At 36.5% G+C, this 13,350-nt stretch carries 12 protein-coding genes and 1 tRNA gene; 2 read left to right on the plus strand and 11 right to left on the minus strand.

Going from position 1 to position 13,350, the window contains the following annotated elements:
• Window positions 1-20: 20 nt before the first annotated feature.
• The 3 genes from HCW_RS02415 to HCW_RS02425 all read right to left on the minus strand — a co-directional run bounded on the left by HCW_RS02415 (window position 21) and on the right by HCW_RS02425 (window position 5,791).
• The gene (locus tag HCW_RS02415) at window positions 21-3,572 is read right to left on the minus strand and encodes a bifunctional proline dehydrogenase/L-glutamate gamma-semialdehyde dehydrogenase (RefSeq protein WP_014660637.1); all 3,552 of its coding nucleotides are present in this window, start codon (window positions 3,570-3,572) and stop codon (window positions 21-23) included.
• 216 nt (window positions 3,573-3,788) lie between these two features.
• Window positions 3,789-5,159, minus strand: coding sequence for a multiheme c-type cytochrome (locus HCW_RS02420; RefSeq protein WP_014660638.1), 1,371 nt, complete (start codon window positions 5,157-5,159; stop codon window positions 3,789-3,791).
• 5 nt (window positions 5,160-5,164) lie between these two features.
• The gene (locus HCW_RS02425; protein WP_014660639.1) at window positions 5,165-5,791 is read right to left on the minus strand and encodes a cytochrome c3 family protein; all 627 of its coding nucleotides are present in this window, start codon (window positions 5,789-5,791) and stop codon (window positions 5,165-5,167) included.
• Window positions 5,792-6,097: 306 nt separating this feature from the next.
• Between HCW_RS02425 and HCW_RS02430 the strand changes: the two genes are divergently transcribed.
• Together HCW_RS02430 and HCW_RS02435 are read left to right on the plus strand one after the other, a co-directional pair.
• On the plus strand, window positions 6,098-6,286 hold the full coding sequence (locus HCW_RS02430) for a hypothetical protein (protein ID WP_014660640.1): 189 nt from the start codon (window positions 6,098-6,100) through the stop codon (window positions 6,284-6,286).
• A gap of 203 nt (window positions 6,287-6,489) precedes the next feature.
• Window positions 6,490-6,732 (plus strand): hypothetical protein, encoded by a 243-nt coding sequence (locus tag HCW_RS02435; protein ID WP_014660641.1) that lies wholly within the window; start codon window positions 6,490-6,492, stop codon window positions 6,730-6,732.
• Between the two features lie 187 nt (window positions 6,733-6,919).
• On the opposite strand, the gene HCW_RS02440 is transcribed toward HCW_RS02435, so the two are convergent.
• From HCW_RS02440 to HCW_RS02475, 8 genes are all read right to left on the minus strand, one after another.
• Complete coding sequence (locus HCW_RS02440; RefSeq protein WP_014660642.1) at window positions 6,920-7,702, minus strand: urease accessory protein UreD; 783 nt, start codon at window positions 7,700-7,702, stop codon at window positions 6,920-6,922.
• Window positions 7,702-8,301, minus strand: coding sequence for an urease accessory protein UreG (gene ureG / locus HCW_RS02445; RefSeq protein ID WP_014660643.1), 600 nt, complete (start codon window positions 8,299-8,301; stop codon window positions 7,702-7,704). Before ureG ends, HCW_RS02440 begins: the two co-directional genes overlap by 1 nt.
• 32 nt (window positions 8,302-8,333) lie before the next feature.
• Window positions 8,334-9,101, minus strand: coding sequence for an urease accessory protein UreF (locus HCW_RS02450; RefSeq protein WP_419470987.1), 768 nt, complete (start codon window positions 9,099-9,101; stop codon window positions 8,334-8,336).
• Between the two features lie 21 nt (window positions 9,102-9,122).
• Window positions 9,123-9,638, minus strand: a complete 516-nt coding sequence (gene ureE / locus HCW_RS02455; RefSeq protein ID WP_014660645.1) for an urease accessory protein UreE — start codon at window positions 9,636-9,638, stop codon at window positions 9,123-9,125.
• Window positions 9,639-9,642: 4 nt separating this feature from the next.
• The gene (locus HCW_RS02460; RefSeq protein WP_014660646.1) at window positions 9,643-10,230 is read right to left on the minus strand and encodes an AmiS/UreI family transporter; all 588 of its coding nucleotides are present in this window, start codon (window positions 10,228-10,230) and stop codon (window positions 9,643-9,645) included.
• A 195-nt stretch (window positions 10,231-10,425) separates the two neighbouring features.
• A complete protein-coding gene (ureB, locus tag HCW_RS02465; protein ID WP_014660647.1) occupies window positions 10,426-12,135 on the minus strand; it encodes an urease subunit beta in 1,710 nt (569 codons plus the stop codon).
• A 3-nt stretch (window positions 12,136-12,138) separates the two neighbouring features.
• A complete protein-coding gene (ureA, locus tag HCW_RS02470; RefSeq protein WP_014660648.1) occupies window positions 12,139-12,855 on the minus strand; it encodes an urease subunit alpha in 717 nt (238 codons plus the stop codon).
• 408 nt (window positions 12,856-13,263) lie between these two features.
• Window positions 13,264-13,339 (minus strand) — tRNA-Val (locus HCW_RS02475).
• Between the last annotated feature and the right edge of the window lie 11 nt (window positions 13,340-13,350).

Below are 13,350 nucleotides of genomic sequence, written 5' to 3' on the forward strand. Positions count from 1 at the left end.
ATTAAATACAATATTTATCATTAATGACAGCATGATTTATGACACGTTTTTTGTTCTAAAGCTCTTGAGCCTAAATTCCCATAGCGATGATAGGAAATGCTGACTGAACGCTCCAAATGATAATAAAGCAATTCAAAACGCCCATTTAAGCAAGGCTTAGTAGTGGCTAATACAAGCCCCAAAGAACTCGCTTTTTGGTGTAATAAATCTAGTTTGTGATTCAAATAACGCACCCGATTAAATTCGCTTAGTTTCTCGCTAAATTCTTGCAAGCTTTCATAAAAAATAGGGGCATTCATTCTAAGAGCGTCTAGGCATTCCAAGAAAAAGACTAGATTTTTGTTTGTTTGCTTGTTTTCTATACTAAGAGTTAAAGGGATTTGAGCGATTAAACACGCTAGAGCAATACCTAGCATATCACTTAGGCTATCATTCTCTGTAATGCGATAGCCTACGCTTTTAACCTTAGTGTAAGAAAAGAGATTGTCTTCGCCCCTAATTTTGACATAATCTTTGGCTTGACTAAATTCATGCTTATAATGGTAAGCATAGCTTTTTGCCATAAAAATCGCACGATTTAATTCATGGGTATGCTCGTCATAGCCTTTTTTGGTTAGGCTCTCTAGACATTCACTCAAATTACTCTCTAAAATATTATCATCTTCTTTTTCTTGATGAATATCCACAAACTGCGTGATATAGTTAAAAATCCCTACCTTTCTTCCAAACCCTACGGCGGATTTTTTAATCCCCCCAAAAGGCTGGCGTAAGACTATCGCTCCTGTGGTAGGCTTATTGATATAAATATTACCCGCTTCAATACGCTCTAAATAATGCTCCCATTCCCTTTCATCTAAAGACTCTAACGCACTCGTAAGACCATAGCCGGTGGAATTAACTATCGCTATGGCATCATCTAAATTCTCAGCTTTCATTACAGATAGTATAGGGGTAAAAAGCTCTGTTAGGTGTGTGAAATCGCCCTTTTTGGTGCCATATTTTATGCTTGGTTTCATCAAATAGGGGTTATCATTCACAAAAGAAACAGGAATTTCATAATGCTCGTGTTTTTCTAATTCGCTCATCGCTTTTTTGACCTTTTCATTAGGCTTATCTGCTAGAGTGCCGATTTTATTTTTGAAATCAAACGGGTCGCCCACATTAAGACTCAAAGTAGCGTCTATTAAGGTCTTTTTGAAATTTTCATCTTCATAGACTTCTTTTTCTAACACTAGAAGCGAAGTGGCGGAGCATTTTTGTCCGGAATTACTAAAGGCTGAATGGACAATATTTTTAATGGCTTGGTCTCTGTCTGCCATTTTGCTTACAATGGTGGCATTTTTACCACCGGTTTCTGCGCTCAAGGCTAAAGTAGGGTTAGCTTCTAGCATTTTATAAGCGGTGTCTTCGCCCCCTGTGAGAATAGCAAACTTTATGCTCTCATCTTTTAAGAGATACTTGCTAATATCACTCCCTTTAGCGGGTAAGTAAATGAGTGCATCTCGAGGCACACCCGCATCCCAAAAGCATTCACAAAGTTTGTAACCAGTTACGCTAGATAAACTTGATGGTTTGTAAATCACACGATTTCCAGCTGCTAGGGGGGCGGCAATGGTGCCTACAGAAATGCCTACAGGAAAATTCCAAGGGGCAATCACTACGCCCACACCTTTTGGGGCGAATTGTGTTTCTTTGTTTTGCTCTTGTAACACTCTTAAGCTATAAGGATAAAATTCTAAGAAATCAATCGCCTCACTCACTTCAGCGTCCGTTTCTACAAAGGTTTTACCCACTTCTAAAGCAGAAATACCTATTAAATCGCCCCTTCTTTCTCTAAAAAGTTGAGCGGTTCTACTCATTAAAGCATGGATTTCTTCAAAACTTTTTTGACTAAAATGGCTTTTATCGCTTTTGGTTACTTCTAAGGCTTTTAAAATCGCCTCTTCATCAGCTAGATGCACGCTTGCGATTTTTTTATGGAAGATTTTGTCAAAGACTTCTAAGGGGGTTAGATTAGGGTTTTCAAAACGCCCATCAATCTCTGGGTAAAGCTCCAAAATAGGGGCGTTATACATTTTCTCACGCACTTTTTTAGCCCACTCTCTGTTGGCTTTTAGGATAAAATCCGTATCGCTTTCGTTTTTAAATGAATTGTTTTTATAGGTGGTATGCCCACTTTGTTTGGCGTTTCTATCTTGGGTTCTCTTTGTAGAATTGTTTAAAGTAGCAATGCCCTTAAGGCTGTCTAAAAAGCGCTGTTCTTGGTCTTTCCATTCTTTGGTGTCTACTTTGAGATTGAAGAAAGCTTTCATAAAGTTATCACTTGATGTGTTCTCATCTAATCTTCTCACCAAGTAAGCAATCGCATTGTTAAAATGCGCTTCATCACAGACTGGAGCGTATAAAATGAGTTTGTGCATATCTTTTAATTCTAGGCTTGCTTGCAAACTCATGCCTTCTAGCATTTCAAAGGTGAAATGCTCTAATGCGATAGGGTCATTGATTGCATGAATGCGGGTGTATACATAAGCGATTTCAAAGATATTATGACTAGCTGTGCCGATGTGAATGTATTTATAATTGTCGTCTTCTAAAATAAAATCTAGCATTTTATTGTAGTTAGAATCGGTATCTTGCTTACTAGAGAAAGTAGGTAGTTCCCAGTCTTTTACGGACGCAATGGTCTCTTCGCTCTCCATATTCGCTCCCTTAACAAAGCGAATTTTGATGGGTTTTAATCCTTTTAAAACCCTTTCTTTAGAAAAGGCGTGCAGTTTTTTCAAGTATTCATAAGAATCAGGAATATAGGCTTGCAACACAATGCCCGCATTCAAATCAAACTTAGAAATGCTTTCCATAAAAGACTCCACCGTGAGTTCTAAGTCTCTAAATTCTTCCATATCCAAGTTGATAAATTTGGGAATGCCTTGCTTTTGCTCTTCTTCTAAAGCTAGGGCATAAAGAGCGTCTAAGCGTTTGACTATTTCTTTTTTGGAGTATTCAAAATCAAGGATATTGATTTGAGAAAAAATCGTAGTGATTTTAATGGAGATGTATTGAATGTAGTTAGATTTTAAAGCCTGTGAGTATTTTTCAAAGCGTGCGTTGGCTTCTTCTTCGCCCAAAACTTCTTCGCCAATAAAATTCACATTCAAAGTGATTTTTTCGTTTTTTCTAGCTAAAATGCGTTCTTTTAGCTTGCTTTCTTCTTGCTCTAACACCATAGCTTTAGTGTCGCTTCTAATCTTACTCACAAAGAATGGCACACTCATATTGGGGAGCATTTTTCCAAAGCTTAAAAATCCCATTAAAAGTAGTTTCTCAAAGGAAGAAAAAATCTCACGGCTTTTATATTTGTCTAAAACATGCTCAATCATTTCAAAGCGAGCTTTATTATCTTCACATCTAAAACTCCTATCCATAAGCTCTATGAGCATGACCTTGTTTTCGGGGTTACTCAAAAGCTTTTGCATTTTAGAATGAAAGGCTTTTTCTTGTTCGCTTAGATTATTACTGATACTATTTTGCAATTTTCTAGCTAACTCTAGTGTGTCATCAATGATTTTTTGCATAGCTATCTCCTTAGAATTTGCTTTGATTGTAGCATGGTTTTAGTTACTAATTTCATTTAATAATGCTTATCGTAAGTGATTGGACTTGCAAAAATACTTAATTAGGTAGCTTATTCACATTTTTAAGAATGATAGAATTTAAAAGATAGGAGATAGTTAAAATAGGGGGCTTAAATAAAGGCTTTTAGCCTTTATTTAAGTTTTTAATTAGAAGTTTTAGTCTTCAATTTTGCCACTTTTCATGCGCTTATTATAAATCTTTCTTAATTTGCGAATGTCTTGTTGCACTTCAAAGACCCCATGCCAATGCGAATAATCTGGTGCTCCCATAAGTCCGCCATGGCGCATTCTGCGACCCTCATGATGCCATAAGTGGTAGAATGTTTTTTGGAACTCATCACTCCATGGGTCTTTTTCTAATAAGCCTTTTTTCTTAAGCTCATCACGCATTTTTACAGCCTCATCATAATAAGTGTTAAAGAGCATAACATTCTTATCACCCATTGTAAAGACATTTTCTACATGCTTAATGGTGTGGCAATCTTTACATACCGCTTTCATTTCTTCTCTTGCAGCCTCTACGCCTTTAGGATTGCCCGCTAAGATATTACCCTTAGTGATTTTAAAGCCATTAGCCCAATCTTTTGCTGCTGTCTCTAAGCCACCGGTTCTTAACTCACTTCTTGGAGCAAACATGTTCCATTTTAAGCGGCGGCTTACATTATGGGTAACATCAGATTTAGAATTACCGCTCATATGGCATGTCGCACAAGTGGGCGCTCTATAATCAGCTACTCCCCAAGTTCCGGGTGCGGCGTCAAAATTCCATTGATTACCCTCAGAGTTGAAGATATGTCCATGCATGGAGTTGTTATAAATTTCAATATCTGGATGGTCAGGCCCCATATGACAAGACGCACATGCTGCAGGTTTTCTACTTTCTGCGACACTAAATTTATGCGCACTATGACAGCTCGCACAATTTCCTACAGAACCATCGGGGAAAGCTGTGCCAATACCATAAGTAGGCCAAGTTTCTGGGGTTGGTCTGCGGTTCTTATCTAATTTAATCACCGTTCCATGACATTGAAAACATCCAGTAGCCTCTGGGGCTTGTTGTAAATCAGGGTGATTTCTGCCCTCAATCATGCGCATAAGTTCTCGCATATTCCCTTTAGCTAAAGGTTGCAAAGCTCCCCTTGAATGCCCACTATTATGAAATTCTTTAACCTCTTTTTCATGGCATTTTCCACAAGTATTGGGTGAAACCAATACAGAAATAGGGGTTTTAGAGCCTTTATGTCCATCCATAGTGAGCATGGGTGAATCTTTGGTTGTTCCATGGCAATCAATACAGCTTACACCTGCATGCGCATGCCTAGATTTACGCCAATCATTCACCACACCCGGATTTTCTTTGGCATGGCATTCAATACAGCCTTTTGCCTCAGGCTTTAACTCACGAAAGACCTTTAGTTGCACATTAGTTTGTAAGCCCGGGGCATTAACATTACTTCCGCCCTTACTGCTTGTATCTGCGTGCAAGCTAACCAAAGTCAAAAAGACCAAACTCAATCGCTTAAACATTGTTGTTACTCCTTTGTATTGGGGTGGGTTGTTTTTAAAGCCTCTTGTTTTAAAGAATTCTCAGGATAGGGACGATAATCCTTTTTGAGATAATCCTTTAAGTGTTGGCTCAAGTTTTGATGCCCAACTTTATTGATGTGGCATTCCACGCAAGTTTTTTTAGTGTATTTTTCAAAATAGTCCCTATGAGGTAAGAATGACTTCAAGTTGCTTGAAGTAGCATTTCTCAAATTGGTATGACAATGCAAGCAACCAGAATCAAACACATATTCTTTAGCTTTTTTACGCCTTTCTTCCCAATTTACATGGGTTTTAGGATTAAAAAAGACATTTCCAATGATGTCATTTAACCCTGAGCGAGCTTTTTGAATAACATAATGTGTAACGCTATCATGGGGCAAGTGGCAATCCACACATTTAGCTTTGAAACCGACTTTGTTATTTCCACCATGAGAGTCTTGTAAAAAAGCTTTAACTTCAGGTTGCATAATATGGCATGAACCACAAAATTTGTCATCAGCGGTTTTTTCTATAAACTCTGCACTAATAAGTGAGAATACCATACCAACAATGCCCCCCAAGACAAAAATCAATAACACGAGATAGCGGTTTTTTCTAATCAATTCTTTCAAGGTCATCCCCTAATTAGATTTCGGCTAAAGCGACACTCAAAAAAGAGTGATACAAACTACAAATTCCCATTAAATTATGATATTTGATTATCACAAACGAGCGAATTTTAGCAAAAATATTAGTTACTTTTTGTTTATGGTTATAATTAGGTAGAGGTAGAGGTAGAGGTAGAGGTAGAGGTAGAGGTAGAGGTAATAATTTTATTTACTATTCATTTAATAAATATGGATACCATTCAAAAATAATCTAAAAATTACACAACTAAACAAATATTTTTAGAAATTTAAAAATTATAGGATAAAACAATGAAAACAATTAGAAATAGTGTTATAGTAGGAGTTTCTTTATTGAGTGGGTGTGCCCATTTTGATACTAAGCATTTGGTGCATAATGGCTTTTCTTCATCAAGCGACAAAGAAAGCGTGCGTTATATGCCTAAGGATTTTGGTGATTCCTATTATACTAACCAAACGCATTGGGATACAAGATATTAGGTCAAGTTTTGCATAAATAAAATACAATAGAGTTAATAATAAAAGATAGTGATTTTCTCAATCCAATCTCTTAGAATGTTTTGGGAAAATCTTCTTGCAATCTCAATTCTACATTTTATCTTTGATAGTAAGTAATTTTTACTTATATTTTTAGGAATAAGTGATAAATTTCATTCACATAAGACTTTTAAATTGCAAGAGAGATGAGCTATTGCATTACTTTTGTGCATTATCTTAAGCAACTGCCTAGTGATTACAATATGAACTTAAAAAAGGATTTGTTAGACAAGTATTTCAAGCAACGCCTAGTTTATGCCTGCAATCAAGAAAATTTGAATGCAATAAGTAGCTCAAGCGAAACACAACACCCATTGGATAGGTTCAACGCACGCTTTATTGATATGCTTAGAGATGATATAGTGGATTTTAGGCTTTTTAGTCTATAAAAAACAATATTTTGTTTTTAACAAAAAATCGCTTTAAGCCATTTTTAATACAACTAGGAATAAAAAGAAATATAAGACTGCTTGAAAGGGCAAAATTTTCTATTTATCTTAAAATTCTGTTTTTGGTGGTTTGTATAATAAGGTGGGTTAAAGAGGGGGACAAAAAGGGGGTTAAGCCCTTTTGTTTTTAGAGATTCTTTGTAATTAAGCGAGCGATTTTTTCACGCAAATCTAATAAGCTTTCTGAGTTATTAGCTAAAGCTTTTATGCAAAGATTATGGCTTGCCATTTCACTCACTGCGCCATTAATCCCACTCTCTTCAATTAAAGCTCGCACACTAGATAACTCTATGGGGCAATTAATGATAATAAGATTGAGATAATGCGTATATTTATCAAACATGCATAGATTAGACATTTGGGTTTTAGAGGGGTCTAAAATCGTGTTATCGTAATAGATAGGCTTATTGCCTAAAAGCACAGAAATTTTAGTGTGCAAGCGATTGAATTTAAACAATTCTTCTCTAGCTACCCGCCCAGCTACAATAATTTCACTATAGAGCAGTTGGCTGGTAGCATGTAAAGAAATGGTTGTATTACCTTTGAAATGAGCGTTTTCAAAAGGGATTAAGGGGAAAGGTGCAAAGTCTAAAAAAGCGTTTTCTCCCACTACAATATCCATATCTCTAGTAGCAAAACCATCTTCGGTGTTATGGATTTTTTCAAAAGATTGAGAGGTGATTCTAAGTTTGCAATCTTGACCGATATTTAATTGTATATCTTGCGAATCACCTTTCATCATGCCCGGGCTTACTGCTAAAAGCATGATTTCTGCCAAATCATTTGTTGGGTAGAAAGGCGCCATTAGCTTGAATGGAGGCGTGAAGAAATTATCCTCAATAATACACTTGCCATTAGCTCCAATTTTGGTTTTTAATCTAAGCTTAGATGTTTCAGCGTAAGTATTCATCAATCTTCCAATAAAGCGTGGTGTTTAATCCAATTCACTACATCATCTAGCCCCTCTTTGGAACGAATATTAGTGAAAATAAAAGGCTTTTCGCCACGCATTTTTTTAGAATCTCTTTCCATTACGCCTAAATCTGCCCCCACATAAGGAGCTAAGTCAATTTTATTGATAACCAATAAATCTGAGCGAGTGATTCCTGGCCCACCTTTTCGTGGGATTTTATCGCCCTCTGCCACATCAATTACAAAAATCGTAAAATCCGCTAATTCAGGGTTAAAAGTTGTAGAAAGATTATCTCCACCACTTTCAATTAAAAGCAATTCTAAATTAGGAAAACGCTTTTGCATTTCTTCAACCGCCTCTAAATTCATAGACGCATCTTCTCTAATAGCTGTATGCGGACAACCACCGGTTTCTACACCAATGATTCTCTCTCTTGGCATAACAGAATTTTTACACATAAATTCTGCATCTTCTTTAGTGTAAATATCATTAGTGATAACTGCCATATCATAATCTTTTGACATATGGCGTGTTAATGCCTCAATCAACGCTGTTTTTCCACTTCCTACAGGGCCACAAACTCCAATTTTTACCATTAAAAAATTTTCCTTTCTTTACTAAAATTAAGTTAAGACATATAAAGCCGAGAGTATAAACTCTCATGTTGCATAGCTTTAATATCGTTTTGAATACTTGCTACACACAAATAATCTTTGTCAAGCTCTAAAACTTCATCTAGGAGATGATTAAAATGTTTTTGTAAGCTTAATAAGATTTTTTGCCCATCATTTTGAGGCAGGGGAACCGTTTTAACACAATTGATTACCATATTAGAGGTTTGGGCATAAAGATAATGCCTCAAAGCCACCTTTAATTCAATGCCTAAACTTGCAGAAAATACGCCATAGCTAGTGGCATGGGTTGGGTCTGTAGTCTTTTTTGCATAAGCATTAAAAAATGTTCCCATATCTAATTCATTCATAGCTTGCAAGGTCTTAATGAAACGATTGCCTAATTTTTGATTAGCCAAGCGTAACTCCATAGGGCTTGTAGAAAGCATGATGATTTCTTCAATTTCTAAGATTTTTTCTAAATCATTTTTCAAAGTGCTTTCATAGGCTAATTTTAAGCCTAACATTTCAGTATAGAGAAATTGGCTAGACAAATTAGCTTTTAGATATTCTAAAGCGCTTTTACTGTCTTTTACAAGGTGTTGTTGGATATAGGTTTCTAATCCAAAAGAATGCGTGTAAGAGCCAATAGGAAACACCGCATCATTAACTTGTAAAATTAAAAAATCCTTATCCACATCACAAGAATGTGCACCACAACTTGGTATATCTTTATGGGCTTGTTTTTTAGCATTACTAGATTTCACTTGCTTTCCTTCCATTATCTTAAATATCTTAAAAATACTTCACTTCTTCATAACCACTTTAAAGTCATCTGCTAGTGAAACCTTAAAATTAGGCTCACTATGAGGCATACTAACAGTTAGTCGTTGGAACGAATCTAATCTTGAACTTAAAACGCTATTTGTTACGCCTAGTTTCTCTAGCAAGGCTAATATAGGTTTTTCAAATGGTGTTTTAAATTCAAATTGACTATCGCCATAATACAAAGCTGCATGACGATTGCCTATCTCATAACAAATCTTAGCTACTTCAGCAATGCTTTTCGCCTCAATTTGAATGACTTCAGAGGGGAGGATATTGATAGCGACAATATCCTTACCCTCTTTTAACAAAATATCCCCATGGGAGAGTCCTAATTTAGGAGCGTCTTTAAGGCGCATAGCAATGTCTTTGCCTTGCTTGGTTTTAAATCTAGCAATTTTTTTTCTAGTATCAAACCACTCTAGGTCTATATAGTCAATGTTAAAATCTAAAGGATTTAAATCCCTTAGATTGCCTTCTAAACGCTCTATAATCATAGAATCACGCCCAATGTTGGATAAAGAGCAACCAAGCAGGAATCCAAGCAGTAAAGATACCTTCAATGATTGCAAGCCAAGGAGTGAATTTCCCTAAAGGAATTTTTAAGATGTTTTCAATGAAAGCTGTAAGCCATAAAACACCCCAAGCTAACCAGATAATCGCCCACCAATCACCCTCAGTAATACCTAATACTTTGTGGTCATTTAAAGTATCGCTATAGTGAGACAAAATCGCTGCAGGGATAGTGTTAATCGCTACAAAGAGGCTATACCAAGAGAATGGTCTCCAATCAAGATTGAAAGTGTGGTTAATGGCTGCATACAAATAAGTGAAACCAAACAATAATCCAGTAGCAGGCCCATAGAAATTAGTCAAGTGGTGAGCTACTTGTGCAACATCTTCAGAACCCTCTACAGGAGTAAATGGTTGTAGAGTGAAATATGCGATTGCAATAGTGTTACATACAATAGATAAGCCACCTACAAAAAAGTTCATAACCGCTGTGCTTTTTGGGTCAACTTTGGTTAAGCCACAGATACCGTTACTAATTAAAACGATACCAACATATAACAATACAAGTCCTAGCATTGCCTTATCCTTCCAAAAATATATTTTCACAACAAATGTGTGCCAACCTTTGTTGCTAAGTTAATGATAAAAAAAAATAGTAAATATAAAAAAAATAAAATAGGCTCTCTAACATTTTTATTGCTAAAAAATTAGAGAGCCTTGCAACAACTATTAAAGTCTTAAAGAGGGAAAGAAAACCCCCTCCAAAAAACCTTAGAAAATATTAAAGAGTTGTGCCAAGCTTACCTCAGTAGCGGCTTTAGAAGTTACTTCTTTGCCATCTACATGCACATGGTAAGTCTCAGGGTTAACTTCAATATGAGCGGTAGTGTCGTTAAATTGCATATCTTTTTTAGTGATATTTCTGCAATTTTTAACCGGCAATACTTGTCTTTCAAGTCCTAACTCTTCTTTAATACCATTTTCATAAGCTGCTTGAGATACAAAAGTGATATTTGCATCATACTTAGCTTTACCATGATGAGCAAACATCTCTCTGTAATATACAGGTTGAGGGGTAGGAATAGAAGCGTTAGCATCACCCATTTGAGAAAGAGCAATGAAACCACCCTTAATAATCATGTTTGGTTTAACACCAAAGAATGCTGGGCTCCATAATACTAAGTCAGCTACTTTGCCTACTTCTACAGAACCAACATACTCACTAATACCATGAGCAATCGCTGGGTTAATAGTGTATTTAGACAAATAGCGCTTGATCCTAAAGTTGTCATTATCGCCTGTTTCTTCTTTCAAGCGGCCAAACTCTTTTTTGTTCTTATCAGCAGTTTGCCAAGTTCTAGTGATAACTTCACCTACACGCCCCATAGCTTGTGAGTCAGAACTTGTGATGGAGAAAATTCCCATGTCATGCAAAGCATCTTCTGCTGCAATAGTTTGAGGGCGGATTCTAGAATCTGCAAACTGAACATCTTCTTTAATGCTTTTATCTAAGTGGTGGCAAACCATTAACATATCCATATGCTCTGCCTCAGTATTCACTGTGAAAGGAATAGTAGGATTAGTTGAAGCAGGTAAAATATTATGCTCACCAGCTACTTTAATGATATCAGGAGCGTGTCCTCCACCAGCACCTTCAGTGTGGAATGTGTGCATTGTGCGTCCAGCAATGGCAGCCATAGTGTCTTCTACGCAACCTGCCTCATTCAAAGTATCAGTATGGATAGCTACTTGAACATCATATTTATCAGCAATGTCTAAAGCATGGTTGATTGCAGATGGAGTTGTGCCCCAGTCTTCGTGGATTTTAAAGCCAATTGCGCCCGCCTCAATTTGGTCAGCTAAGCATGCGTCATTAGAGGCATTACCTTTACCTAAGAAACCTAAGTTCATAGAATATTCTTCTGCAGCTCTAAGCATCCACTTTAAATTTCTTCTGCCTGGAGTAATGGTTGTAGCGTTTGTTCCATCAGCAGGACCAGTTCCTCCACCAATCATAGTGGTTACACCGCTTGCAAAAGCTGTAGGGATTTGTTGAGGAGAGATGAAGTGAATGTGAGTGTCAATTCCACCAGCAGTTACAATCAAACCTTCAGCAGCTAGAGCTTCAGTAGCAGGACCTACGCAAAGATTGTTCTTAACACCATCTTGCATGTCTTTATTTCCGCCTTTACCAATACCAGTGATTTTACCATCTTTGATACCAATATCAGCTTTATAAATACCGGTGTAATCTACAATTAAAGCGTTAGTGATGATTAAATCTAATTCTTCCTTGCTAGGATTGTTAGATTGGCTCATGCCTTCTCTTAAAGTTTTACCGCCACCAAATTTAAGCTCTTCACCATAGATAGTAAAGTCATGCTCTACTTCAGCAATAAGTTCTGTATCACCCAATCTTACTTTATCGCCTGTAGTTGGGCCATACATTGATGCGTATTCTTTTCTTGAAATCTTTTTCATGTCTTACTCCTTAATTGTTTTCACATAATTGTCATCGCTTTTAGCGCCGTGAAAACCACGCTCTTTGGCTCTATGTAAAGCGATTTTCTTGCTTTCGCTATCTGCTTGTCTATCAACTAATGCGTTAAATCCAAAGATTCTTCTGCCACCACCAATTTCAATTAATTCAACAGATTTTTCTTCGCCGGGTTCAAATCTTACTGCGGTTCCACTAGCAATATCTAAGCGCTTGCCAAAAGCTTTTTCTCTATCAAAGTCTAAGCATTTATTAACTTCAAAGAAGTGGAAGTGTGAACCAATTTGAACAGGTCTATCACCAACATTCTTAACTTTAAGGCTAATAGCTTGTTTGCCTTCATTGATAGTGATGTCTTCATCTTTTAAGAACAACTCACCGGGAACAAGCTTGCCATTGCACTCAATTGGGGTATGAACAGTTACTAACTTAGTTCCATCAGGGAACATTGCTTCAATACCTACTTCATGAATCATGCTTGCTACACCATCCATAACATCATCAGCTTTTAAAAGAGTGCGTCCTTCTTGCATCAAATCAGCCGCACTTTTTTTACCAGCTCTTGCCTCTTCCATAATGTGAGCGCTGATAAGTGCTACAGCCTCTACATAGTTGAGCTTAATACCTCTTTCTTTGCGTTTCTTGGCTAATTCTCCAGCATAGTGGAGCATCAACTTATCTAACTCTTTTGGGGTGAGTTTCATCTCATTCTCCTTCTTTTAGTATTTTTCCTTGAAGTTTTTAAATGCAATCAAGGTTGGGAGAATTGTAGCAATCTTTTGATTAACCAAGATTAACGAGAGTCTTTTGTTAACTAAATATTATTTATTTGTAGTTAGTATTATCCTTTTTTGATAAGCTTAAGAAGTGTGTGTTTTAGGTACTTTTATGGTGTTAATAATGCTAGATAAAGTTTAACTTTTGAGCTAATTTAGAAGTGTAAAATTTGTTATTAATTTTTTAAAAACGATTGTTTATTTTTAATATCTTAACAAAAGAATTACCCTTGCAGTTTATCAAGAAAAGGTCAATGTAGATTAAATGAATTAAAATGTAATAAAATATTAAAGAATTAAAACTTAGGGCAAAAAATATAGAGTAAGAATGAATAATGGTGGCCACGACTGGACTTGAACCAGCGACCACTACCATGTCAAGGTAGTGCTCTACCAACTGAGCTACGCGACCTTTTAAACAAC

This window comes from Helicobacter cetorum MIT 00-7128 (assembly GCF_000259255.1).
GTDB classification, from domain to species: domain Bacteria; phylum Campylobacterota; class Campylobacteria; order Campylobacterales; family Helicobacteraceae; genus Helicobacter; species Helicobacter cetorum_B.

Bases quoted from the DNA above. Each gene is read 5' to 3' on its own strand.
- HCW_RS02415 (WP_014660637.1), bottom strand. From the start codon at position 3,572: ATGCAAAAAATCATTGATGACACACTAGAGTTAGCTAGAAAATTGCAA.
- HCW_RS02420 (WP_014660638.1), bottom strand. From the start codon at position 5,159: ATGTTTAAGCGATTGAGTTTGGTCTTTTTGACTTTGGTTAGCTTGCAC.
- HCW_RS02430 (WP_014660640.1), top strand. From the start codon at position 6,098: ATGAAAACAATTAGAAATAGTGTTATAGTAGGAGTTTCTTTATTGAGT.
- HCW_RS02435 (WP_014660641.1), top strand. From the start codon at position 6,490: ATGAGCTATTGCATTACTTTTGTGCATTATCTTAAGCAACTGCCTAGT.
- HCW_RS02440 (WP_014660642.1), bottom strand. From the start codon at position 7,702: ATGAATACTTACGCTGAAACATCTAAGCTTAGATTAAAAACCAAAATT.
- ureG (WP_014660643.1), bottom strand. From the start codon at position 8,301: ATGGTAAAAATTGGAGTTTGTGGCCCTGTAGGAAGTGGAAAAACAGCG.
- ureE (WP_014660645.1), bottom strand. From the start codon at position 9,638: ATGATTATAGAGCGTTTAGAAGGCAATCTAAGGGATTTAAATCCTTTA.
- HCW_RS02460 (WP_014660646.1), bottom strand. From the start codon at position 10,230: ATGCTAGGACTTGTATTGTTATATGTTGGTATCGTTTTAATTAGTAAC.
- ureB (WP_014660647.1), bottom strand. From the start codon at position 12,135: ATGAAAAAGATTTCAAGAAAAGAATACGCATCAATGTATGGCCCAACT.
- ureA (WP_014660648.1), bottom strand. From the start codon at position 12,855: ATGAAACTCACCCCAAAAGAGTTAGATAAGTTGATGCTCCACTATGCT.